At 44.6% G+C, this 23,966-nt stretch carries 26 protein-coding genes, 1 tRNA gene and 2 pseudogenes; 14 read left to right on the plus strand and 15 right to left on the minus strand.

Features of this window, described 5'->3' with window-relative positions:
* Positions 1 to 228 precede the first annotated feature (228 nt).
* The 5 genes from Q4C79_RS06465 (at position 229) to Q4C79_RS06485 (ending at position 5,330) form a co-directional block, all read left to right on the plus strand.
* The gene (locus Q4C79_RS06465) at positions 229 to 2,361 is read left to right on the plus strand and encodes an ATP-binding protein (RefSeq protein WP_303090207.1); all 2,133 of its coding nucleotides are present in this window, start codon (positions 229 to 231) and stop codon (positions 2,359 to 2,361) included.
* A 51-nt stretch (positions 2,362 to 2,412) separates the two neighbouring features.
* Positions 2,413 to 2,775, plus strand: coding sequence for a response regulator (locus Q4C79_RS06470; protein WP_303090208.1), 363 nt, complete (start codon positions 2,413 to 2,415; stop codon positions 2,773 to 2,775).
* 6 nt (positions 2,776 to 2,781) lie between these two features.
* The gene (locus Q4C79_RS06475) at positions 2,782 to 3,234 is read left to right on the plus strand and encodes a chemotaxis protein CheX (protein WP_303090209.1); all 453 of its coding nucleotides are present in this window, start codon (positions 2,782 to 2,784) and stop codon (positions 3,232 to 3,234) included.
* Positions 3,235 to 3,364: 130 nt separating this feature from the next.
* Complete coding sequence (locus Q4C79_RS06480) at positions 3,365 to 5,173, plus strand: bifunctional chorismate-binding protein/class IV aminotransferase (protein ID WP_303090210.1); 1,809 nt, start codon at positions 3,365 to 3,367, stop codon at positions 5,171 to 5,173.
* Between the two features lie 81 nt (positions 5,174 to 5,254).
* Positions 5,255 to 5,330: transfer RNA gene (locus tag Q4C79_RS06485), tRNA-Ile, on the plus strand.
* 43 nt (positions 5,331 to 5,373) lie between these two features.
* Here Q4C79_RS06485 and Q4C79_RS06490 read toward each other — a convergent pair.
* The 9 genes and pseudogenes from Q4C79_RS06490 to gltX form a co-directional block, all read right to left on the minus strand.
* Complete coding sequence (locus tag Q4C79_RS06490) at positions 5,374 to 6,384, minus strand: site-specific integrase (protein ID WP_303090211.1); 1,011 nt, start codon at positions 6,382 to 6,384, stop codon at positions 5,374 to 5,376.
* A 68-nt stretch (positions 6,385 to 6,452) separates the two neighbouring features.
* Positions 6,453 to 6,587: pseudogene (locus Q4C79_RS06495) on the minus strand (helix-turn-helix domain-containing protein); the annotation flags it as partial.
* 5 nt (positions 6,588 to 6,592) lie between these two features.
* Positions 6,593 to 6,850, minus strand: coding sequence for a lipopolysaccharide heptosyltransferase (locus tag Q4C79_RS06500; RefSeq protein WP_303090212.1), 258 nt, complete (start codon positions 6,848 to 6,850; stop codon positions 6,593 to 6,595).
* A 505-nt stretch (positions 6,851 to 7,355) separates the two neighbouring features.
* On the minus strand, positions 7,356 to 7,796 hold the full coding sequence (locus tag Q4C79_RS06505) for a hypothetical protein (protein WP_303090213.1): 441 nt from the start codon (positions 7,794 to 7,796) through the stop codon (positions 7,356 to 7,358).
* Positions 7,796 to 8,554, minus strand: coding sequence for a conjugal transfer protein TraL (locus Q4C79_RS06510; protein ID WP_303090214.1), 759 nt, complete (start codon positions 8,552 to 8,554; stop codon positions 7,796 to 7,798). The genes Q4C79_RS06505 and Q4C79_RS06510 overlap by 1 nt, the downstream gene beginning before the upstream one ends.
* A 178-nt stretch (positions 8,555 to 8,732) precedes the next feature.
* On the minus strand, positions 8,733 to 9,266 hold the full coding sequence (locus Q4C79_RS06515; protein WP_303090215.1) for a TrbM/KikA/MpfK family conjugal transfer protein: 534 nt from the start codon (positions 9,264 to 9,266) through the stop codon (positions 8,733 to 8,735).
* Between the two features lie 90 nt (positions 9,267 to 9,356).
* Entirely contained in the window at positions 9,357 to 9,533 is a 177-nt protein-coding gene (locus Q4C79_RS06520) for a hypothetical protein (protein WP_303090216.1), read from the minus strand.
* 19 nt (positions 9,534 to 9,552) lie between these two features.
* Positions 9,553 to 9,708: a hypothetical protein gene (locus tag Q4C79_RS06525; RefSeq protein ID WP_303090217.1), complete on the minus strand. Its 156-nt coding sequence runs from the start codon at positions 9,706 to 9,708 to the stop codon at positions 9,553 to 9,555.
* A gap of 449 nt (positions 9,709 to 10,157) precedes the next feature.
* Positions 10,158 to 11,552: a glutamate--tRNA ligase gene (gltX, locus tag Q4C79_RS06530; protein ID WP_303090218.1), complete on the minus strand. Its 1,395-nt coding sequence runs from the start codon at positions 11,550 to 11,552 to the stop codon at positions 10,158 to 10,160.
* A 183-nt stretch (positions 11,553 to 11,735) separates the two neighbouring features.
* On the opposite strand from gltX, the gene Q4C79_RS06535 reads away from it, so the two are divergent.
* The gene (locus tag Q4C79_RS06535; protein WP_303090219.1) at positions 11,736 to 12,305 is read left to right on the plus strand and encodes a hypothetical protein; all 570 of its coding nucleotides are present in this window, start codon (positions 11,736 to 11,738) and stop codon (positions 12,303 to 12,305) included.
* On the opposite strand, the gene Q4C79_RS06540 is transcribed toward Q4C79_RS06535, so the two are convergent.
* The 3 genes from Q4C79_RS06540 to Q4C79_RS06550 form a co-directional block, all read right to left on the minus strand.
* Positions 12,253 to 12,636: a hypothetical protein gene (locus tag Q4C79_RS06540; RefSeq protein WP_303090220.1), complete on the minus strand. Its 384-nt coding sequence runs from the start codon at positions 12,634 to 12,636 to the stop codon at positions 12,253 to 12,255. The two genes, Q4C79_RS06535 and Q4C79_RS06540, sit on opposite strands and share 53 nt — an antisense overlap.
* A 1,118-nt stretch (positions 12,637 to 13,754) precedes the next feature.
* Entirely contained in the window at positions 13,755 to 14,183 is a 429-nt protein-coding gene (locus tag Q4C79_RS06545) for a hypothetical protein (protein WP_303090221.1), read from the minus strand.
* A 568-nt stretch (positions 14,184 to 14,751) separates the two neighbouring features.
* Positions 14,752 to 15,435, minus strand: coding sequence for a S24 family peptidase (locus Q4C79_RS06550; protein ID WP_303090222.1), 684 nt, complete (start codon positions 15,433 to 15,435; stop codon positions 14,752 to 14,754).
* A 118-nt stretch (positions 15,436 to 15,553) separates the two neighbouring features.
* On the opposite strand from Q4C79_RS06550, the gene Q4C79_RS06555 reads away from it, so the two are divergent.
* From Q4C79_RS06555 to Q4C79_RS06565, 3 genes are all read left to right on the plus strand, one after another.
* A complete protein-coding gene (locus tag Q4C79_RS06555; protein WP_303090223.1) occupies positions 15,554 to 15,772 on the plus strand; it encodes a helix-turn-helix domain-containing protein in 219 nt (72 codons plus the stop codon).
* A gap of 5 nt (positions 15,773 to 15,777) precedes the next feature.
* Positions 15,778 to 16,551, plus strand: coding sequence for a hypothetical protein (locus Q4C79_RS06560; protein ID WP_303090224.1), 774 nt, complete (start codon positions 15,778 to 15,780; stop codon positions 16,549 to 16,551).
* A 530-nt stretch (positions 16,552 to 17,081) separates the two neighbouring features.
* The gene (locus tag Q4C79_RS06565; RefSeq protein ID WP_303090225.1) at positions 17,082 to 17,324 is read left to right on the plus strand and encodes an AbrB/MazE/SpoVT family DNA-binding domain-containing protein; all 243 of its coding nucleotides are present in this window, start codon (positions 17,082 to 17,084) and stop codon (positions 17,322 to 17,324) included.
* A gap of 114 nt (positions 17,325 to 17,438) precedes the next feature.
* On the opposite strand, the gene Q4C79_RS06570 is transcribed toward Q4C79_RS06565, so the two are convergent.
* Positions 17,439 to 17,774, minus strand: a complete 336-nt coding sequence (locus Q4C79_RS06570) for a hypothetical protein (protein ID WP_303090226.1) — start codon at positions 17,772 to 17,774, stop codon at positions 17,439 to 17,441.
* A 496-nt stretch (positions 17,775 to 18,270) separates the two neighbouring features.
* On the opposite strand from Q4C79_RS06570, the pseudogene Q4C79_RS06575 reads away from it, so the two are divergent.
* From Q4C79_RS06575 to Q4C79_RS06595, 5 genes and pseudogenes are all read left to right on the plus strand, one after another.
* Positions 18,271 to 19,022: pseudogene (locus Q4C79_RS06575) on the plus strand (IS5 family transposase).
* A 348-nt stretch (positions 19,023 to 19,370) separates the two neighbouring features.
* A complete protein-coding gene (locus Q4C79_RS06580) occupies positions 19,371 to 19,766 on the plus strand; it encodes a phosphoglycerate kinase (protein ID WP_303090227.1) in 396 nt (131 codons plus the stop codon).
* Between the two features lie 69 nt (positions 19,767 to 19,835).
* Positions 19,836 to 20,600: an N-6 DNA methylase gene (locus tag Q4C79_RS06585; RefSeq protein WP_303090228.1), complete on the plus strand. Its 765-nt coding sequence runs from the start codon at positions 19,836 to 19,838 to the stop codon at positions 20,598 to 20,600.
* A 60-nt stretch (positions 20,601 to 20,660) separates the two neighbouring features.
* Complete coding sequence (locus tag Q4C79_RS06590; RefSeq protein WP_303090229.1) at positions 20,661 to 21,008, plus strand: molybdenum ABC transporter ATP-binding protein; 348 nt, start codon at positions 20,661 to 20,663, stop codon at positions 21,006 to 21,008.
* Between the two features lies 1 nt (position 21,009).
* Complete coding sequence (locus Q4C79_RS06595) at positions 21,010 to 21,465, plus strand: hypothetical protein (protein ID WP_303090230.1); 456 nt, start codon at positions 21,010 to 21,012, stop codon at positions 21,463 to 21,465.
* 155 nt (positions 21,466 to 21,620) lie between these two features.
* On the opposite strand, the gene Q4C79_RS06600 is transcribed toward Q4C79_RS06595, so the two are convergent.
* Positions 21,621 to 22,474, minus strand: a protein-coding gene (locus tag Q4C79_RS06600; RefSeq protein WP_303090231.1) for an IS630 family transposase whose coding sequence is annotated in 2 segments (ribosomal slippage) — positions 21,621 to 22,159 and positions 22,159 to 22,474 — 855 coding nt in all. Because the reading frame shifts where the segments join, the coding sequence is not laid out codon by codon here.
* Positions 22,475 to 22,722: 248 nt separating this feature from the next.
* A complete protein-coding gene (locus Q4C79_RS06605) occupies positions 22,723 to 23,511 on the minus strand; it encodes a hypothetical protein (protein ID WP_303090232.1) in 789 nt (262 codons plus the stop codon).
* Positions 23,512 to 23,966: the final 455 nt, after the last annotated feature.

Raw genomic sequence — 23,966 nt, forward strand, 5'->3', positions numbered from 1 at the left:
ATTATAATCAAAATGGAAGTTTCATTTAAATATATTATTTAAAGTTATTATTTAATTTGATATTTTCTTCTGAGGCAAATATTTTATTGGGGCTGATACCAGGAAAAAACGAATACGTTTGATAGGCTTTTACAGCCTATATCCTATATCTGGCGGGGCAAACAAGATCATCGGCATAAAATGTGGCCGGTGCCTCTATTGTTTATGAAGTAAAGATAAGGAAGATTTATGTCTAAGCGAGCGATTGATTCACAAAATATAGGGTCTTCATTTAAACGCTATAAAAGCGTCACCATTTCGATCGCTGTTTTTCTACTGTTTGCTTCGGGAGTAATGTATGCGGCTACGCATATTTCCGGGCAAATTCAAGAATACCAAGTGCAGATTGATGCGGCTGGTGTGTTAAGCGACAGCAGCTATGATGTTTTAGTGGCGGTTCAATCTGTTCATCAGGAAATGCTGGAACAGGAGTTGTCGAAAGGAAGGCGTCATGAGGGCGGTGATGATGCTGTGGCCGAGCAACAGGCCGCATTGACCGAAGCGGTTCAGTCTTTTGATGAAATGTTCACTAAGTTAGAGCAGGGCGGTGATTATGACATTATCCGCGGAGTGGATTGGGTAGAACCCTTAAGCTCCTCCGAAACAATAGCTGTATTGCAAAAAATTAAAACAATCTGGCAGCAGCGCAAGCCGGATATTCAAACGTTGGCCGAATATAAGCCAACAAACATCAATCATGATTTGATTCATGATATGACAACTTTTACGCCGGAAGAACAGGGTGTGATTTATGAGGAAATCGATAAAATCATTGTTGCCCTGAATGCTGATATCGCAAAAAAAACCGATACGTTGCATTGGGTTCAGCGTAGTGGCATTGCTGCATCCTTGATTTATTTCTTGTTCTTTATCGGCTTTTTCATGCGTCGTTTGAGTAAATCGGACGAAAAGGCGGAAATTGCGCGCCGTGAAACCGACGAGATTATGCAAACTGTCAACAACGGTCTTTTTCTATTGGATAAAGATTTGAATATCGGTTCGCAGTATTCGGCCGAGCTGGAGCGTTTGTGGGGCAAGAAGGAGTTGGGCGGTAAAAATATGTTGGATGTATTGTCTGACATGGTAGATTCCCAAGAAAACCTCGAAACCGCGGGCAGCTTTGTGAACCAGCTATACAACCCGCGAACCAAAGAGCGTTTGATCCGCAGCCTGAATCCTTTGATACGTACACAGATGACGGTAACCAATGATGCCGGTGTTAAAGAAACACGTTATCTCGATTTCAAATTCAACCGTGTTTATCAAGGCCAAGAGATCTCACATGTATTGGTCAGTGTAAGTGACGTGAGTGATGCGGTGAGATTGGAGGAAAAAATCCAGCGGGAGCGTGAGCAGAGCGACCTTCAGTTGGAAATGTTGGGCTCCATTTTGAAAACCGATCCGAATATGATGGCCGACTTTATCGCGAATACGGAAAAGCGCAATCAGAGTATCAATGAAAAATTAAAAGAGCCGGTGAGGGTGCAATCCGATTTCTTTAACAAGCTGCTGTTTATTTTCCGCGAAGTGCATGGATTGAAGGGTGACGCCAGTTCTTTAGGTTTACAAGGTTTTGTGGTGATTGCTGAAAATTTAGAACATACCTTGAAGGATCTGCAAAGCAGAAATAAGTTAACGGGAGAGGATTTTCTGCCTTTAACGGTTTCGCTTGAAGAGCTGTTCAGTTTGACGCAAACCATCGGTGATTTGAGCCAACGTATTATCGGCAATAACGTACCAATTTCCCCGAGTGCAGCAACCAAGTCCGAGCCGGTTAAGACGCAGCTGAATAAGTTTGTCGCCGAAGTAGCGGAACGGAATGGTAAGTTGGTTGACTTTACCTGTATCGGCATGGATAACATATCGTTTAATATCAATACCCGAACTAATTTACGCGAATTGGCCATTCAGCTACTGCGTAATTCGATCGTGCACGGTATCGAAGAACCTGACGAGCGTGTCGGAAAACATAAGCTGCCGGCAGGGCATTTGAGAGTTGAGATGCGTGAAAACGATGATTCCGTTTTGTTGAGTGTGCAGGATGACGGTACAGGGATTGATTTGGAAAAAATCCGTCAAAAGTTGGCAAAAGAAGGCTTCCACTCGTTGGAAACCATCAGAAACATGGATGCCAAGTCTTTGATTAAGCAAATCTTTGTGCCGGGCTTTTCTACTCGTGATCACAGTGATGAAGATGCGGGCCGAGGTGTAGGCATGGATATTGTGCATGATCGTGTTAAACAGATGAATGGCAAGATTTCCATCGCTACGCGAGCAGGGGCATACACACGGGTTACCATTATGGTTCCTAAAAATCATTAATGAATGAATTTCAATGATTGGATGGAGAATTTTGATCACTCAGGAAGAAGCATGCCGACGATTATGATCGTAGATGACTCCAATGTCATCCGTAACCGCATTGCGCGCGGTTCGGAAAGTATAGAGTTGGAAGTGGTGGCAACCGCCGGTAACGGTAAAGATGCCGTACAGCTATATGATTTACTGCGTCCGGATTTGGTGACCATGGATCTGACCATGCCGCAGATGGACGGCTTGGAGTGTATTCAGAAGATTATCGATATCAATGAAGATGCGAATATTTTGGTAATTTCCGCTTTGGCCGATAAAGCTACAGGTATCCGGGCTTTGGAATACGGTGCCAGAGGATTTATCTATAAACCGTTTAGTGATGAAGAACTGTTCAGTGCGTTGCGGGAATTACTGGAGGATTAATAAACAATGAAAGAAGATGAGTTACAAGTCTTTCTGGAAGGGGTTCAAAATTATTTTGCCCAGATGGCAGGGGAAGAAATTTTTGTCGGTACGCCTTATTTGATTGAAAATGACGTGCCGGAGGCGCAGCAGTATTCCGGGGTGATCGCGATTACCGGCCGTCATAAAGGGGTAGTATATTTTACTGCTCCGGCCGATATGGTGCGCCGCCTGCTGGGATTGATGGGTGAGCCTGATGTTTCCGAGAGCAATATAATGGATTTGGTTGGCGAAGTTGCCAATACGATTGCCGGTAATGCGCGCAAAAAATTTGGCGATCGGTTTGAAATCTCCGTACCGTTTGTTGTTCACGGGGCACCGGATGAAAGCATATTGCCGCGCCAAGACCGCTCGTTTGTGATTCCATTGGAGTGGAAAATGCATCGGGCGGCTATAGTGGTTTCTTTGCATAAAGAATAAAGAATTTTCTTTTCAGACAGGCAACCGCACGAAGTACATCCGTGCGGTTTTTTCCGTCTATGCTTTTCCATACCTATTTGCGTTGAATTTCACTATAATCGCCGCTTACTGAAAACTCTCACTTGCTGATATGTCTTATTTTGTTTTGCTTGATGATGCCGTTGCCGATAGTGCAACCCTGTTTTCCCGCTATGTGAACAGCGAATTTTTACATGCTGACAACATGGCAGATTTAGATGGACGTTTGCAGCAAGGCTGGGAAAAAGGGCAACATGCGGTATTGTTTGCAGATTATGAATTCGGCTTTCAGCTGCAAAATCTGCCTGAACAGGAGGGGGGATTGGCATTACACTGGTTTGGGCAGAAAGAAAAAATATCCGATCCGATGGGGTGGCTGCAAGCGCGGGAACAAGCGCAGCCAAGCGGTATTTCCACGCCGGTTTTCCAAACAGGAAAGGCCGATTATCATCGCGCCATAACAGAGATTAAAAGCGCCATTGCACGAGGCGATTGCTACCAAATCAATTACACCACCCGTTTGCATTTTGAAGCATACGGAGATCCTATCCGGCTTTACCGCCGTCTCCGCCAGCCGGTGCCTTATGCCGTGTTGGCTTCGTTGCCCGATAAAGCCGGGCAGGCTGAATGGACTTTATGCTTTTCGCCGGAATTATTTTTGCGCATAGAGCGCGACGGCAGCATGACCACTGAGCCGATGAAAGGCACGGCACCTGCCGGCGACAACAGCGAAGATACCGCCGAAGCTTTGCGTAACGATCCGAAAAACCGCGCAGAAAATATCATGATTGTCGACTTGTTGCGCAACGATTTGGGCAAAATTGCCGAAACCGGCAGCGTGAATGTTCCCGAACCGTTTAAAGTCAGCAGGTTCGGCAGCGTCTGGCAGATGACCAGTGCGATTTATGCCCAAGCCAAAAGCGGTACCGGCGCCGCCGATGTTTTGCAGGCCGCCTTTCCCTGCGGATCGATTACCGGCGCACCCAAGCGCATGAGCATGCAATTGATCCGGCAGCTGGAAAGCAGCCCGCGCGGTTTGTATACAGGCAGTATCGGCCATTTGCAATCTTGCGATAGCGGCTTGGGTTTTAGCGGTGTGTTGAATGTTGTGATTCGTACCGTTCAATTACGAAAAAAAGAAGAGGGTGCTGCACCTTGGCGCGGGGTATACGGAGTCGGCTCCGGAATCGTATGGGACAGTGATGCCGAGGCCGAATATACGGAATGCGGTTGGAAAGCCCGATTTCTCAGTAATTTGCGCCCGGAATGCGGAATATTCGAAACCTTGCGGGTTGAAAACCGCCGATGTGTTTTATTGGCGCGTCATCTAAAGCGTTTACAGCTCAGCGCCGCTGCCTTGAATATTCCGTTGGATGCCAAACAAGCCGCTGAATATTTCGCCGCCGCCGTCGCCGCCCAACCGCCGCAAATGCGCCGCCTGAAAATCAGCTTGGCCGCCGATGGCAAGCTTAGTTACGAAGCGGCCGACAGTTTACCGCTTAACGCCCACCAGCAAACGATCATTGCCGCTGAATCTTTGCCGGATTGTGATTATTTGCGCCGTTTTAAGACCAATCATCGCGCAGCCTACGACCGAGGCTGGCAGCAGGCCGTTGAGCGGCAAGCTTTCGACAGCCTCTTCTTCAACCAAAGCGGTATCTTGCTGGAAGGCGGTCGCAGTAATGTGTTTGCATTGATAAACGGTTGTTGGCAAACGCCCGCTTTGGATTTGGATATTCTTAACGGTGTGATGCGGCAAGAGATAATGGATAATCCGCAAATTTATCTGTCGGCCAATAAGGTAGTGGAAAGCCATATCACCTTGACGGATTTGCAAAACGCCGAAAAAATCTTGTTGAGTAATGCCCTGCGCGGGGTATTCGAGGTAAGTTTGAATACGGAGCATGAAAGGCCTGTCTGAAAAAAACGCCCCGAAGACGACCGAACAGCCGATATTTGCCAGTTCAAACGGTTGTGGTACAATAGCGGTCTTTTCTGACCGGGGTCTGTAGCTCAGGGGTTAGAGCAGGGGACTCATAATCCCTTGGTCGTGGGTTCGAAACCCACCGGACCCACCAATAAATCAATAGGTTGAGAATATAAATCTTGAGGTGTTGTATTTTAGTGTGCCAAATTTGTGCCATTTACCAAAACCATCTCATCAAGCAATGCTGCATGACCGTGTAAATGCTCGGTTGATAAATGGGCATATCGGCGAACCATCTCTATACTCTCCCATCCACCCATTTCTTGTAACGCAGCTAATGGCACACCGGCCTGAACCAACCAGCTCGCCCAAGTATGACGTAAGTCATGCCATCGAAAATCTGAGATTCCCGCTTCCTCCAAAGCATTTCTCCAAATTCTCGAACTGATACTCTGAACCTTATTGCCGCTCGTGTTGGTAAATACATAACGGGCATGTTTGCCTTTCTGTTTTTCCAACACATCAACCGCCGTATTGTTCAATGCCACACCTAAAGCCTTACCCGACTTGCTCTCATCAGGAGAAACCCAAGCCGTCCGACTAGGCAAATCCACTTGTGACCAAGTCAAATCCATGACATTACGCTGCCGTAATCCTGTTGCCAAACTGAATACGACCATATCCGCCATATAAGGAGGCAATACTGCAATCAAACGGCTTGCCTCCTCTTTAGTTAGCCAACGGATACGTCTCTTAGGTTCCTTGTATAGTGTCAAGTGAGGGGCTCTATCCAACCAACCCCATTCTTTGACAGCCTTATTGAGTATTGCTCGGATAAGCGCAAGATAACGGTTTTTTGTGCTGTTGGAACACTTTTTTTGAGCAACTACGGCCATAATGAAATCACGACTTAAGTGATGCAAATAGATTCCACGCAGTTCAGGTAAACCGCGCAATCTTGATAAATCCTTATCGATACTCTTTTTCGCGCCCATTTCATCGATCCACCGTATTGCCGCCTCTTCCCACAGTTTCCTCGGTTTCTCGTCAAAATGATTGGAAGACCATAATTCGTACTTCAATTTGTCGTAGAGTCTGAGGGCTTCTTCCTTGCTTTTGGTGCCAGTCGATTGTCTAATTCTTCTGCCGCTCTTTGTGGAAAGATCAACGTACCAGAATCCATTTTTTCGTTGATATATCGACATTTTTTTTCACTCCTATTTTCGAGTGAAGCCTGCAATTGAATATTTTCCAAACCAATAAGGAACGCGTCAAGAGCGGGCTGGGTTATACAATACTTCCTACCGGGTTTTGAGGCAGCGAGGCGCCCTTCACGGATATGCTCCCGAATCGTTTCGGGATGACATTTACAATACACGGCGGCCTCTTCAACGTCGTAGGTTTTCATTTTACTTACTCATACTTGGTTTCGTACACGGTGTACGTCGCAGTTTTTAAAAATTCAGCCAGTTTTTTAATTGCCAAATGCCGTTTGATTTTTGGATCCAGAATCAAAAAATCTTTGGCGGATATATAAAAAAACAGGCAATAATATTTGCCTGTTTCTGTATGTATCGGTAGCAATCGGTAATGTGGATAGTTTTCTTCCGGCGGGGTAAATGACGGGCTGACAGCTATAGGATGAATGGAAGGAGTGGCTTCAATTAACATTTGAGAGTCCATATTCTAAACTTTGCCCATTGCTATAATTTTTTTTATTAAAAAAGTAACTGTGTAATAAATGGCGAAAATTACAACATGGGCTGTAATAAGATAACAATAAATGGCTAGATAACTATTCTTTATGTTCGATACATCGAGATAAAACAAAGTATTATATACAATATATATTTGAATAAATGGCAAGAATGCGACTGCCGTTAGTGTTAATCGAGACCTAAAACTATCGAGGTTTCTTGATTTTTCACCCAACACTTTTATAAAAAAAAGTGGAAACGAAAATAAAATACAGTATCTAATAATATTAATACTAGCCAGTACAGTCATCACAAACAGAGATAAAAGAAATCGAGGAGCTCGTAAAATTAATCGTTTTACTCCTTTGAAAAAATATCTAATGTTTGCAGCAGAATTTTCCATTTAACTACCCTCTTTTACTTTTCAAGTAAGCATAGGTTCTAACGATTGGATCGCTAGGAGCCATACCACCCCACACTTACAGCTTAAGAATGAAAACCGCTACCAACAGTAACAAGGCCCAAACTACGGTTGCAGTAAACAAATAGCGTTTCAAGGTCAACAATAGTTGGTTGACCTTACCCAACTCCGCAGTGATACGCCCAGACACAGAGGCCACAATCTTATCCTCGACTTCAGACTGTAAACGATCAGCATGTGCTTGAATATCAGACAAGATCGCCGCTTTATATCCTCGGAGTTCAGCCGCGTCGCGGTTAATTGATTCCATGTGTCCCGCCAGATCGGCAATAAATGCTTGTCGTTCCAGCGACTGACGCTCCTCCATTGCGGATAACGACTCCTGCGTGGAGGTCAATTGCAACAGCAACACCGCCAAAATGGGATCATCATCCGTCAGACGTATACCCGAGATACGGAAAACCTCGCTGATAACTTTAGCCTTGTCCATATCAGCCATTATTCGTCGCCTAAGTCGGAATTGGCCAAAACAGGCAATACGGCCATACGTTCAAATAAGTCTCGTTGCACATTGCGAAGGCGCTGGCGGGGCATCAGAGTAAAATCAGGTGATTGCTGCACTTCTGCAAAAGTCAGGTTAAGCGATGTCATGCGATCAATGTCTGCACCATAGGTGTCGGGATTGCGGTTGACGATGTGCACGATGCCAATAAAGCGCTGTTCATGGCTCTTATAGACCTTGAAGTCAGTAAACGTCTTACCGTCTCGCTCGACCTTGCCGTTATGATCATTGATCCAAACGACCACCTCGGCATCGCTATCGATGTTGTTTAGGATATGGGCCAAACCCTCCATACAATCGGGGAGAGCCTGGCCGCCAGTTAAAGGCACATGAAGAATCAGGCGCACACCTGATTCACGCAGCAATTCCGGCACGCGGTTTTCTGCGAGGTATCCCATCAGCGGCACAAAAGTGGCCGCGCCGTTGTCGACCACACCAATCCCATCAAGCTCGATTATTTTTTCAATCAACGAGTCGAATCGGATGGAGTTAATGTTGTTGTGCTCGTCCATGATGTTGACGATTTCAGCATTGAGCGCTTTATAGCGTGAAAAAGTGCTGTTTACCGGATCCGTGTCATAGCAGTGTATGCTTTCATCGGGCAACTTGGTTTTCATATATTGAGCAATGATGGTGGAGATCAGTGATTTACCGACACCGCCTTTGCCCTGCACGATCAAATGTACTTCTTTCATCTTTATTTCCTTTTTTCAAACGCGGCATGGCCGCAAATTTACACATAAAAATCAGCCTTTTCAGACAGGCTTTTATCTGTAAATCAGAAGAAAAAGCCGACGGAGAAAGGTGAAAACTCCGTCGGAAAAATTGACCCCGGCTGGATACTGGAGGAGGAAAACCGGAGTCGGAGTGAAACTATTGAACATCAACCCATTTGCCACCGTTCTTTTCCTCACCGACGTATTTGACTCGTTCCGCGGCAGTGGTCCATTCGTGGTCAAAATAGGCGGCGCAATACGCCGGTTTGGTGTTGCGGATATAGGTCACCGCCACATCGTCATACCAGCCTTCACGGCCGCCTTTGCCAGCACGCACATATTTTTTGACGGTGTAGGTCGCCCGTCCCATGCGGTTGAGTTCGGCGGCATCACAACGACCGGCACCATTTACCAGTGCGTTTACCAGCGAATTCATATTCTGGTCCTGGTCACGTGGACACATATTTAAAAAGTCGCGGCGGGCGGAAAGAGTTTTATCCAAGCGTTTATGCTTGATTGAAAAATACTTCTGAATAGACTCGTTGCACTCGCTCGGACGAGTGCCGCTAGACAAGCAGAGAATGGCTTCACAAGCCAACTTCGTATCACCAGTGAGTTCTTCAGCTTGCGCAAAGGGAGACATAAAAAAAACGGCAACCGCCGTGGATACTGCGAAAATCTTTTTTATCATTGCGTTACTCCGATTAAAAATGGATAATTGCCATACCCCTATGGATCGTTATCCGATTCAACAAGACCGCTCTGGAAACAGAGCGGTTTTTCATTGCCATTTAACGGCAGTAGCCGTATAGCCGTGCTCGCCAGAAACGATATTGGCCGAGATAGCCGAATCTTGGCGTTTCAAATAGAGGTCAACTTGCTTTGATGCGGCCTGAATGGTCTTGTATACCCCGATGACATTGACAATGACCGGCTTTGATATACGTCGTTTAAACATGATTTTTCCTTTCACAAACCTAATTGTTCAATTTGCTTCCTTGTTTTTCTTCTTCACCGGCATCAGGGTCTTGTTTGAGCATAAACAGGTCAACCTGCCGTGATGCTGCTTCGAGCGAATCGTAGGTGCCGATAACGGATACCGGCACGGGTTTGCGGGCGTGGGCATTGAGCATGGTGGTTCTCCTTTAAAGTTGGTGGATAAAAAGGCCGTCTGAAAATCTTGTTTTTCAGACGGCATTGGCGGATAGTGTTGTTATTAATAAAATAACAAAGGAAACAAAGGAAAAAAATAGTCCACTAGCTTATCTACCACAGGCTCTATTTCGATATACAGATAAATAACAAGAGCAATTCCTGGTACAACGAGTACGAATCTAAATACGAACTCTATCAAGCCGACCCAAGTGAATTCTATTTTCTCTAGTTGAGACAATATTACTTTTTTCATTTCAGCTACCTCCTTCAATCCCATACTTTTTCAGTTAATAAAAAGGTATTCATAATTCTTACCCATACTTTTTCATTCATCTTCTTCGTTTCATTGAAAGTTTTTGTATATATTCTAGAGGCCGTCTGAAAAACTTTTCAGACGGCCTCTTGGTTTGGCTTGCGCCCTTAACCTTTAACTGCGGATCCGCTTCAACACTTCTTCTTTGCCGATTAGGGCCAGCACCGCGTCCACGCTGGGGGTTTTGGCCGTGCCGCATACGGCCAGGCGCAGGGGCATGCCGAGTTGGCCCATTTTGATGCCTTCGGCTTCGCAGAAGGGTTTGAATAAATCATGGATGGCCTCGGCATTCCAATCGGGCAGCGCTTCGAGCAGATCGGCGAAGCGGTGCATACGCGCGGGGGCTTCTTCGCTCCAGTGTTTCTGCACGTCTGCTTCGGCGGGTACGGCTTTTTGGTAGAAATACACGCACTCGTCGGCCAGCGTATTCAAATCTTGGGCACGGTCTTTCACCAATGCCAGCACGTCTTCCAGCGCGGGTTTGTCGAGCACTTCCACGCCGCGCACCGCCAAGCGGGGTTTCACCAGCGCGGCGAGCGTGTCGTTGGGGGTGATTTTGATGTGTTCGCCGTTAATCCAATAGAGTTTTTTCAAATCCATGCGGCTGGGTGAGGGGGAAACGTCTTTCAAATCAAACCATTCGACAAATTGCTGCATGGTAAAAAATTCGTCGTCGCCGTGCGCCCAACCCAAGCGCGCCAGATAGTTGAGCATGGCTTCGGGCAGAATGCCCATTTGGCAGAAATCGGTGATGGACACGGTGTCGCCGCTGCGTTTGGAGATTTTTTTGCGGCGCTCGTTCAAAATCATCGGCAGGTGGGCATATTCGGGCAGCTTGGCGCCGATGACTTTTAAGATATTGATTTGTTTGGGGGTGTTGTTGACATGGTCGTCGCCGCGGATAACATGGGTGATGCCCATGTCGCAATCGTCCACCACCACGCAGAAGTTGTAGGTGGGCGTGCCGTCGGCGCGGGCGATGATGAGGTCGTCGAGCGCTTCGTTGGGGATGCTGATTTCGCCTTTCACCAAGTCGTGCCATTTGGTTACGCCCTCCAACGGGGTTTTGAAGCGGACAACCGGTTCGCGGCCGGCGGGGATTTCGGGCAGGGTTTTGCCAGGCTCGGGGCGCCAGCGGCGGTCGTAGGTGGCGGTGCCTTCTTTTTCGGCTTTCTCGCGCATGGCTTCCAGCTCTTCTTTGCTGCAATAGCAATGGTAGGCGTGGCCTTGCGCCAACAGCTCGGCAATCACTTCTTTATAGCGGTCGAAGCGGCGGGTTTGGTAGATAACGTTGTCGGCGTTGTCGTAATCGAGGCCTACCCAGTTCATGCCGTCTAAAATGATGTTGACCGATTCGGCGGTGGAGCGCTCCAAATCGGTATCTTCGATGCGCAGCAGGAATTCGCCTTTGTGTTTTTTGGCAAAAGCCCATGAAAACAGGGCGGTGCGCACGCCGCCGATGTGCAGGTAGCCGGTGGGGCTGGGGGCGAAACGGGTTTTAACGGTCATGATGTGGCTCTCGGTTATTTCGAAAAGGCTTTATTGTAATGTAAGGGGTTTGGGGGCACTATAAGTTAAAGGCCGTCTGAAAATCTTGTTTTTCAGACGGCCTTGGCGGATAGGCGGGCGTTTCTCCACCCGTGTTAAGATTGGATTTCCACATCTTCTCTTTACACAAAACAGGAAACGCCCATGAAACTTGATCCATTAAACCTTGATTGGGATATTGAATACGAATTTATTCTTAATAATGGTTCACCGATCGAACCCATCTTAATATTTGCCATACCTATCAGGAACAGAACGGTGTATATGCAACTCCCGTTTTACAAAGATTTATTTAGTGATGGTTACGTATTACTCATTGACCCATATAGATTTTTATCAGAATGGCGAAAATCTGAAGATGACAGCTACTTTTCAGGCTACCACCAAGGTAACGAACAAATCTGGAGAGCAGACAAAAAATTCTCTTATTTGGAAGCGGGCTTCAGTAAAGGGGAAAAAATTTCCCATATCATCATAAACGGGCTTTTCTATGATGCTCATACAGGAATAGGTTTCAATGATGGCTTAACAAGAACAATTTGGCTGCTGTCAAATGAAGCGGAATATATTCCTGTTTTTACCAATACACTTCCAAAAGCCGTAGATTTAAAAAAAATTGTAGGAAGAGAAAAATGCAGCATTTATTCTTGTGCAGACTTCCTTAATCATCATTTTGGGGTGCTGGATCAGGAATATCAAAGGTTGATTCCTTAATTCTTCCTAAAAAATCATGAAACCGGTACCGCTCGGCAATCTGCGGGTTTTGCGACAAAAACCGCATCATGCAGCGGTGCGTATATTCCAAGTCGTCTGTTTCGTCTTTTCCGTAAGGCAGGTTATGCAGGGCTTCGGCCAACTGCCCGGCAATATTCAGATTTTGCCGTATCGCTTCTTCCGATGCTGCGGCAAGAGGAGGATTATCAGGATCGTCAAGCCCGTAACGCCCCCAACCCAAATTGCGGATAGCGGTAAACCCTTCGCGGGCAAGCAGCAGACAGGATATTAAAATTTCGATGTCTTTAGGTGTACAACGGATATATCGCATACGGTAAATCCTTAAAAAGCAGGCATTCCACCCGCCCGAACCGTGTCGCAAGGTCTGTAAGCGTCTTCCTGCCCCTTTTCGGCCGGAGCAGGTCGAATCCGAAATGGCCTGATTGAGTGCGTTAACGCCGTGCCAAGGCGAACTGCGGTGTGCTAAAAAACATAACGGCAGGCCACACCCGAGCCGCTTGCTGCATCATCCCTGCCGAACGGGAATCAGCCCCAGCCTGCCGTTAAGGTTCGATTCGCAATAATCCTTCGCTCTAAATCATAAGCATCTCCTGTATCAACGACCGGAAAATACGGACTGGATTGCCGTTCGATAAAAAATGCTAAATCAAGCATGCTAAATGAAATTTTTAGACGGTTTTCATATATTTGTTGCAGTCAGGCATGGTGGAACTATGGGTTGTTGTGCCGACGGCTATTGTACTGTTCCGTTCTTGCAGCTTCTGATTTTGGTACAACAGACAGTTTATCGTGGATTGAAGTGCATTAACCTTGGCAACTCCAAGCGCAATGTCATTTTTCTTTACGTCTATTTTTGTTAGCATCTCTTGTCTTACTTCATATTTTTTCGAGGTTTGGTAGGTAGAAAACAATTGGACAGACAACGATAACAGTCCAACGAAAATACAAACAGCCAAAACCGAATTACCAATTTTACAAATCATTTTTTCCACTCCTTCACAACCAACAATTTTAAAACCTATTTGAAAATACTGTCTCTTAACCGTTGGTTGTCATCGTCGGCTCGGCAGGTACGCATGACATAATCGATATCATCAAGCGTTACTGAGTGTGCATATCCTTGATTTTCCACGCATCGTTTTATCATTACGTTTTGTTTGTCCGTACCATAAAAACTTATATTTTGAACGCCGGAATTCATATAAGAAAAATTTAATAACAAAAGGAATCCCAACCAAGCAAGGGAAAATGCACATTTACTTCTCAGTGAACTATTTCATAGTTATCAGAAAGCATAAAAGCAATGCCGGACATGAAAACAGCAAAACAGCAAAAGGCAAACACTGTAATGCCAATTGTGGTATCCAGACCATAATCATCCTTGAAATAACGAAAAACAAACTTCATATTTCACTCTCTTTCTTATTCTTATTCATTTTTTGAGCTTAAAAAAGCAGCAAACCTTTCTTTAAAATCGTCGGCTTCTTTTTTAATATCGATCTCAAGCTCTTCAATCAACGGTGACTCGTCTAAATACCATTGGAACTTTTGCAGATACATTTCCGCAACCGATTGTTCTGTGAACACGTCTGAAAAATCATTGTGATTCAGATTGAAAATCCCGCTGCCCGAACGCACATAAAAATCAGCTCTGTTAGCAAAATGTTCTACTACTATTGCTGCCTTATCTCGCAGCTTTTCGATTTCAATTTTCACCTTAAACCCTCCACAGTTTTTTATGAAAACAAGGCTGTCTGAAAAATGTTTCAGACAGCCTTTTAAAAACATTCTAATTGCCACAAAAAAGTAACTTTCGTTATTTGTATCACCGAATCGGTGTACAATGGCAATACCCATACTGAAACCCGCTGTTAAAACGGGCTTGGGTCTGGGTACAGACCGAAGACGGTGTGCGAGACCGTCTTTTGGAAGTGCGCCAACGCCGGCACACGAAAGGGCTTTTTAAGCCCTAAATCTGCCCGCTAAGAGGCAGTCTCAAAAATGTCAGATGTAGTTTGGAGCTTGTCCGTAGATTATCGCTCCTTCATCGGGGATACGCCCCGATTGTTTCCGTTCAACTAGCCGCTTGACCCGGACGCTTTGCGCAACCCGGTTAGTCGGCTTTTTTCTTTGGCACGTTGACAGTGCCCGCAACCATTTGTTCGACTTACCCAAAGACTACCACGCCTTTTCTTTCTGTCGATTCGTTGAATCGCCGAAGGCTGGTTGCTGCGTTACCAAACTTTTAAAGAGCTTTACTAGCCTCTATATTAGCTATAGGTAACAATTATTGCAAGTAAATTATTAGCTGTAGCTAATAATTTACATTTCATATTGCATAACAATTTGATTATTTTTTTGTTTTTTTGGTTTAAGCGAAATAAAAAAACAGATTCGAATTATCGAATCTGCGCTTAAATATCATTTAAAACCTCTGAAATATTTGAGATTGCCCCAATAGAACTTTACCAACTACTATCATTCTGGCTCTATCTTTTAATGAAATTTCCCAACTCTTATATTGTTTATTATCTGATATAACCAACAAATTGCTACCTGCCATTTGTAATCTTTTTAAATGAAGGTGGTTACCAACAATAAAAAGATATACACCATCACCATCGTATCGATTTATAGATATATCTACAAACACCAAATCCCCAGTTTCTAGTGTTCCCGACATATTATCGACTTTTATATTTGTCAATCTTAGACTACTAGGAGTCTTAGCAGTAAAAATTCTTCGGTATTGATCTTCAGTATATTCAATATATGCGATATTGGCTGTGATATCAGATGTATTGATAACGTATTGTCCAAGAATATCGTCACCGAGCATTTTGATGGTAAATGGTGAGGGGGCGGTTTCATGAGCTCCAATATTTCCAGCCGTGTTGGCCCAAAAGCCCTTTCCGCTAGCTAGCCAATCAGGGTCGCACTCTAAAAATTGTGCAGCACGAAGTAAATTTTGACCTTGTAATGTTTTTGTACCCCCATTCAGCCATTTAGATACTGATGGGGGCTTTACTTTACAATACTTGGCTAAATCCGCTTGTGATTTATTCAGATATGAAAGGCGTTGTTTAATTCTATCGGCAAGTGTACTCATAATTTAATTATCTATGCCATTTATTTTCCTTTGGGTAACTGGTTTAACTCATAATTGATTTATTTATTAGCCATAGGTAATATAATGGCTGTATTTTTAATATTTTTAGGACAATTGCATGAGCGAATACACATTGCAACAATGGCTGAAACAGCAAAGAGGGCGTCTAAAAGAAATGGCTGAAGCTCTAGATATTAACTACACATGGATATCTCAAATAGCAAATGGGAGAAAGAAAGCACCACTTGAAACCGCCATAAAAATTTCAGCATACACCAAGAACCAAGTAACAGTCGAAGCTATTGCAAAAGCATACAAACCGAACAAAAAGGTTTAGTTCTAATGCTTATAGCCGACCTGCGCCACCATATGAACTCCAACCTCACTGTAATGTACGGTGAGTTTATGGCTATTTGCGGGCCAAACTTACAGGCGGCATCTCTTTTATCCAATTTGTTTTGGTGGTTGGATGTGGCCGATAAAAAATATCCTGAACGGCAGGGTTGGATTTACAAAACGGCCGAACAGCTGGAAGCAGAAATCGGTCTGACTCGGCGCGGGTATGAAAAAGCCAGAAAGATGTTACTCAATCTGGGAATCATCAAATATAAACGCGCCCAAGTACACGGCAAGATGTTTTGGGCAATCAACCGTGAAAAACTATTCGAGCTAATCTACAAAGTGCGTGGCGAAACGCCGCCCGACTTCGAGAGCGAGTATTACTCCGATGCCGACGGCTTTATGCTCAATAAATGGATTCCCGAAGATCTCTGGAATGCCTATCTGAAAATGCGCCATCAGAAGAATGGCCGCCACGTCTCTCAAGCATCGAAAAAAATCCTCTACAACCAACTCAGCGAACTGCATAAGAAAAACATCAACCTGCGTCAGGTGATGGAAAAGGCCATTGCAGGCGGCTGGGGCGGTTTTTATCCGCCAAATAAGGACTACAACGCTCCGTCGCAGAAACAAGATACCCAACGCGAAGCGGAAGCAATCTGGAGCGGTCTGAAAGCCGACATAAAGGCACGCGAAACCAAGCCGCCGGACAAAAAAGACCCTGAAAATCCCGGGCGGAAATCAATCCTTCAATTTATCAAAAAATCAGACAAATAAGCCCTGATGGCCTTGTTGCGTCTTCTGATCACCAAAACACCCCTCAAAGCCCGAATTTCCGGGCTTTTTTCTTATTTCCAACGGCCTTTGTACTGCATAGGCCGTTTTTTTTTGGATGCTTATTTTCTGGCAGCACAAATGCCTGTCTGAAACCGTTTATTCTGCTTATATTTTAAGCAAACTAGGTTAAAAATATTTATTCCGAAAACCTTTTAAAATCATATCTTTGTACTTTTTGTACAAAGTACAATGCACAAAAATAACAAAGTACAATGTACGAAAACGCCAGATACTATATAAGAGACAGAGACCACTATCAGAGACCACTTCATACAATATAGACGGCGCGAGCGCCGAGCGATTATTTTTTCAGCAATCTTGTTTTTATTGTGGAGATAAGCGTTTAGCTTGACTGGCAGGTAAGATATTCACGTTTTGTGTGGATAGATTGGGGTTAGGTATATGATTGACAGCATTTAATCATGTATCTACAATGTAGATACATAAATTACTCTAAAAGGATGCTTGCGATGAAATTACAAAAATGGGGAAACAGCGCGGCGGTGCGCTTTCCCAAAGAGATTATCAGCCAGCTCGGATTGGAAATCGGCGATGAACTGGAAACTGAAATACAAGGGCAGACGATTGTGATTAAAGCGGCCAAACGCCCGAAGTACAAACTGTCTGACCTGCTCGCAGAAATGCCCGATGGTATCCCCCGTGTCGAGGGCTGGGATAAAATGTCCGATATTGGCATGGAGGTGGCGAAATAATGTATGTCCCGGACAAGGGCAGGCATCGGCGGCACGCCGTATACTTTCTACATTGCTTGGAGCTAGTTTTAAAGGCCGTCTGAAAGCATAATTTCCGCTTTCAGACGGCCTTTGTTAAATATAATCATCGAGGTTGAATTCTTCATTTTTCCATCCTGATGAAGATTGATCGGTATTGCCGCCGGGGGAGGATGGCCTTTCTCCAGCTGGGGAGATTTTTGTTTGTACCTTTTTTTGAGGTGTCTTTTTATCAGATCGGTTACGGATAAACCAGTTCAACGTTGTCATTCCGACGACAACGTCATTCATTTTCAGGAAATCCAAGATCTGCTGTTGTGTATAGCCATGTGTTTTTAGTAACAGGATGTCATCTTGAAACGGATCCAGTTTTGATTTTCTACCGGTTTGGTTTTCCTTTTTCATGAACTCTTGTGCAGATATTTTAGCCATTTAAAATCCAATCTATTAATATCTATAAAAATCTATTAAAAACATATTTATAACTATTATAGACTAAAAGCATCTATTTGTATCTATAAATAATCCAAATTAAATCCAAATAAATAACAATAAATATCTAATATAAACAATATAAATCTATATTAATAAATTTACCATCTATATATATCTACCAAATAACTATATAATTAACCATATATTATCTATATATATCAACATAGTATCAATAATTAACAGCTTAAAATCGAATATAAATCCAATTATTATCTAATATAATCTATTTATATCTACTAATATCAATCAAAAATCTATCGTTATATCTCAAAATAAAAAGGCAACTTCTCCGTACGCGCGTACCTCCTTCTTGCTTTTTAACGAAAAATCAGCCCAATACAACCATTATTAAACTAAACGCAGGATAGGCACGAGGTGCCAAAAAACGCCCTAGGGTCTGTCGACATTCAAGTTTTCAGTGTATCCTATCCACATGACCAGATATATTCTTACCGATGCACAGTGGGCAAAAATTGAGCCTTTATGCCAAGGAAAAGTTGGCGATGCCGGCCGAACCGCTGTCGATAACCGATTATTTATAGAAGCCATACTATGGATTATCCGTACCGGCAGTCCTTGGCGCGATCTGCCCGAAGAGTTCGGTAATTGGAAAAGTATCCACAAACGCTACCGCAGATGGGTCTTGGCCGACCGTTTTCATCATATTTTTGAAGAACTGAACCGTGATCTCGATATGGAGTATGTCATGATTGACGGCACAATCATCAAAGTTCACCGCCACGGTCAGGGTGCAAAAGGGGGACTCGAAATCAGGCCATCGGCCAATCCAAAGGCGGGATGACGACCAAGATTTTGGCTATGGTGGATGCTTTAGGGAACCTGATTGATTTCAAACTAATGCCTGGTCAGCGCAATGATATTTGCGGCGTAGAGCCGCTGATTAAAGACAAGGAATTTGATGCTTTGTTGGCGGATAAAGCCTTTGATGCCGACTGGCTGGTCGAAGAGCTGACCGAAAGGGGGAGTAAGGTGGTTATTCCGCCGCGTAACAACCGTAAATCCCAGCGGGAACACGACAAGATGATGTATTGCTGGCGGCATTTGATTGAGAACTTTTTTTGCAAACTCAAAGAATTCAAGAAGATTGCGATGCGCGCAGAAAAAACCGACCAATCTTTTGCTGCCAATATTTACCTTGCGGCTGCCGTATTGAAATTAAGGTAAACTTGAATGTCGGCAGACCCTAAAGGCGTTTTAAAAATTCCGCCCAAAGGCGGAAACGCCGCGAAAGCGGCTGTCCCATAAACAACCATCGGGGGCGGTAGCCGCCGCGTTGTTTCCTGATGTCTAAATTTCAAAGCGCCAAAAGTCCAGACCAAGACGAGTGTCTTTGCACGTCTTCCACCTTTTCCACCACGCCATAGGGGCGCACCGGACAAAGATGAAAGCCGCACAAAGCCAGTCTGGACTTTTGGCGCTTTGAAATTCTTCACGACATCACAACGCGGCGGCTACCGCCCCCGATGGTTGTAAAGCATTGTTATTAATTTTGCATAAGAAATGGAGTGAATTATGGGACTGGATATGTACGGCTACACGATGCGCACGGAGTTTGCGGGAAGCAGACAAACCGATGTTATGCCGACCACCGAAGAAGAGCGCGAGCAGGCACAGATAACCGATATTGCCTACTGGCGGAAATTCAACCACCTGCACGGATGGATGGAAAATCTCTATCGGGAAAAAGGCGGGGTTGAGGTATTCAACTGCCGCACCGTCAGGTTGGAACTTGACGACTTGGAACGGCTTGAACAGGCATTGGAGAACAACGAGCTGGAACATACGCCGGGCTTTTTCTTCGGCGGTAAGGAGATATATCCCAAGGATATAGAGGAAACCAAGAAATTCATTGTCGCCGCCCGCGCGGCTTTGGCGAACGGCTTGGCCGTCTTTTACTACAGTTGGTAGTAATCAATTCTAACCCTGATTCGGACGGCCTGAACAGGCCGCCCGAATAACAACAAAGGAAAAGACGAAATGGGAAATATCCATCATGAATTAGTCAAAGGTTTCCAATCTTTCGGGGCGGCTTACCGCGTAGCCGACGTATTCAGGGATTTTGTCGAGTTGGCGGCCATTGCCTTAATCAACCAATACGCATTTGATACAGAGTGGGAGCAACGGGAAAGCCGCTATCACGAAATACGCCGAAAATACCCCGAAGCGGTTTTCAGTCTTTTCCCCGAAATGCTGGGCTTATTGGTGATTGCCATAAGCAATGCACAGAAACAGGGGGAGTTTGATGATTTTTTAGGCCGCCTGTATATGGATTTGGGGCTAGGCAACGAAAACAGAGGGCAGTTTTTTACGCCGTACAGCATAAGCAAATTAATGGCTGCTTTGGGCGGTTTGGATGTAGCTGAGAAGCTGAAAACGGAAAAGTTCGTCAGTGTTTTAGAGCCTGCGTGTGGCAGCGGTGCGAATCTGATTGCTTTTGCCGAGCATGTGCGGGAGGCGGGCTATACGCCGTCGCAGAGAATGGCAGCGCTAGGCGTGGACATCGATATTTTATGCGTGCAGATGTGTTTTATCCAATGCCAACTTTACGGCATTCCCGCAAAAATCGTACACGGTGACAGCCTAACCCGTGAATTTTGGTCAGCGTGGTGTACTTCAGATTGGATATTGGGCGGTATTGCTCAAGCTATGGAGGAAAAAATCGCCGCCGAACGCGGCGGAGAAACAGCGGCGGCCGTACCGGCCGAACTCATCACGCTTGAGGAACAGCTTGTTTTATTTTGACGGTTTCGGACGGCCGTCGAGCCGTCTGAAACCACCAGAAAAAATGACCGGAGTGGAACAATGAAAAATCAGTTTATGCAAAAAGTAGTCTGCTACCGCTTTAGCGATACCGCCGCCGCCGAGCCGCCGACGAACTGCTATGCGGCGCGTTTAATGGAAAAGGTGAACAGCGGCGGCTGTCTGAATCGTGAAGATAAAAACTATATAACCCGAGCCGTGAGAAACAACAGCTTTTCACGGCGCGGCATACCCGTGATGGGATGGATGTTTGATTTTTCGCCCGTGCTTAAGCGTTATCTGTTTAGCCAATACGGACAATGGTACGAACTTTGCGCGGCAGATAAAACCGCTTTGCGCCATGCGGTTTACGGGCGCATTCATGAAATTGTCGAAATAGGGAGAATCTGAAATGAAATATCATTTTGAATACGACGCGAAAGGCCGCCGCTTGTTTGTAGCTGAATTGGATGAAGAACTGGATAACATCGATGCCAGTGATGAAGAAATTGTAGACTGTACGGGAGAATGTTTTCAGGACATGACTGTTATTTTTGATGTAGACCGATATATAAACTTGTATCAGGCTTTAAGGGGATTGATGAAGATTGAACGGGAATTTGGAATAGTACAGATGACAGCCACCATTCGAAGTATTAGCGGTTCGCTTGAATTTGCTTTAATCGGGTGCTGTGTTGAAGTTTATTCGTTTGGCAATTTGGACATTACCGCCAAATGGTTTTGGCAAAATACCCCGGTTGATTTTAGTGTGGTTTTGGATTTTCCGGCTGATTTTTATATTGACCCTGCGGCATGGTTCGAGCGTGAAATGGAAAAAATGGGGGTACAGCCTTATGTCAAACTTTAAGCTTTGCTGGAAAATGCGTTCCAAATCGGAGCCAAACCCTAAAAAGTTGCATAAATGCAACGCATTTCCAAAATTTAAAGAGAAAATATATTTATGATATGGGTGTTTTTAATATGAAAAATCAATTAAAAATAGAGGATTTTAGGGCGTTATAGTCAATTAAAATAAGAACCCCGTAGCAATGCAGTCATAAAATCCCCCGCGGCAGGTAAAACTTTCCGCAAATGCTTTTTAATATTCGCCCATACCTGTTCAATCGGATTAAGCTCGGGTGAATAAGGAGCAAGGGGCAATACTTTATGTCCCTGCTTCTGCGCCATTTCAGTCAAAACCGCCATACGGTGGAAACGGGCATTGTCCATAATGATGACGGATTTCTCCGTCAGTTCGGGCAGCAGCATTTGCTCAAACCATGCTTCGAACAGGCTGCCGTCCATGGTGCCGCAATAGGTCATGGGTGCAATCAGGCTGCCTTTACCTTGGATTTGTGCCGCAACCAATGAAATACGTTGGTATTTTCTGCCGCTGATTTGTGCTTTGACGGGTACGCCTTTTTTCGAGTAAGCGTAAGGGCGGTAAAAAAAGGTGTCGAACCCTGTTTCATCAAGAAAAACTGCTTGATAGTCAGTATATTGGCTCAATGCTTGTTGATAAGCGGCTACTTGTTCGGGCTTTTGTTCTTTGTATGTGGTGGTCTTTTTTTTCGTGTGATGCCCATGACTTTGAGCAGGTAGCTGACATTTGGGGCGCTGCACCCTAAATGTTCTGCGATTTCGTGCAGGTAGGCATCAGGATGCTGTTCGAGATAGTCTGAAAGCTGTTGCCTGTCTATTTTTGTGGCATTACCACCTTTGACTTGATGCGCCAGTGAACCTGTTTGTTCATAGAGTCGCAGCCAACTGCTCAGCGTTTTGTCGCTGATACCGTATACACGGCAGACTTGGCTTGCATTTTTGCATTGCCGGTAATATTCGATTGCTTTTTGTCGGAGTTCTATTGGGTAGGCCATTTTTTTTGCCGGTGAGGGGGTTGGACTAAGGTTTGGAACTCTTATTTTAACTCACTATATATCCTGAAACAGGGTAGACGATAGATTGTGTTATCGAGCCTTAAAAACAGAAAGGCCGCCGGCCTGTTCGGGCGGCCTTTCTGTTTTAAACCGGCAGGCAGAAAAAAAGGTATCGGAATTCCAAGGCAAGCCCAAGCCAGACTTGCCCCCTCCTGCGGGAATTGTTATATCGTTAAGCAAGGAATTAGTTATTGAATAGCAATGGCAAACTGATTCGGCTTAAGACCGTACTTAGTTTCACGCTCTATCAGATTGATGTGCTTGCGAGCAAAGGATAGCGTTTGCTCTTGGAAACTTCCGATAAGCACAACGTCATAAAGACTGTTTGTAGAAACATCATCTTGATGAATCCCCCGATAAATTCGATATTTTTTACCACTGGTAGTCTCGATGTGCAGATAGAAAATAGTTTTTTTCGCAGGATCGTCATTAGGTTTGATTTCAACCTCTAGTTTTGCTCCTTTTGCATAAAAAGCATACAGTAAATCAGCGTCTTCTTTTTTTAATGTTTTATCAAGATTCCGGCGCGGAAGAGAGCGGCGAACACGGGAGGATTGATTATCGTCGAACTCCAAAACAAACGGATTATTACTAGGCCCGGGGACATAACTACTACCAGCACCACCGACGTTGTTTTGTCTGTTTAACATTCTCAGGATTGAGGCCATCTTATCCTGAACCTGACTATCACTCAGCCGCTCAAAGTAAGCTCTGGTACGTCTTGTAGAGGATACGTCATATTTGTATGAACAGCCTAGATCATGCTGGTTCGCATCAATCGCGCTTAAAAAAGCTCGGTGGCTCTTTGCTTCAGGCGTAAATTTCAGTTCAGCCTTTGTGCATTCGGGGCAGAATATATTTCCGTCATACTTTCCCCGGCTATCATACGTTTTATAAAATTCCTCAAGCACCTCGAATTTTTCGTTATCGTTGATTGGGGGAAAATAAAACTCATCATACATTACTTTGGACATCATGCTCCTCCTTTGTTATTAAATTAAATATGCAAATTCATTTTACATCAAAATTATTCATATTTAATTTAATAACAAAGGCAGCTCGTTCAGTCTGTTTGAATAGCAGAGGCCAAGTATGCTGCGATCATTTTTAATTGAGTGCACAGACTTTTGGAAACGAAAAAAATGCGGCGGCGGCTAAACCTTTCCTGTATACGATCTATCGCACACATAATCGTCACTCGGCATCGGTTCGATCTGTAAGGGAAACTGATTGCATACCGAATCAACTCCCGTCAGCTTGATATTAAACCGCCACTGTTTTTGATAACACTTTGTACTGTGTGAATAACGTTGAAATTTGCTGCAAACCCTTAATGAAAAAGCTTTTTCCTGATCTCGTCTTGCCGCTCAGGCACACTTAACACACCGCTGTTCTGCAATAGCCGGATATAAGCATTAATATGACTATACCG

It is taken from the genome of Neisseria sp. (assembly GCF_030523955.1).
GTDB lineage: Bacteria > Pseudomonadota > Gammaproteobacteria > Burkholderiales > Neisseriaceae > Neisseria.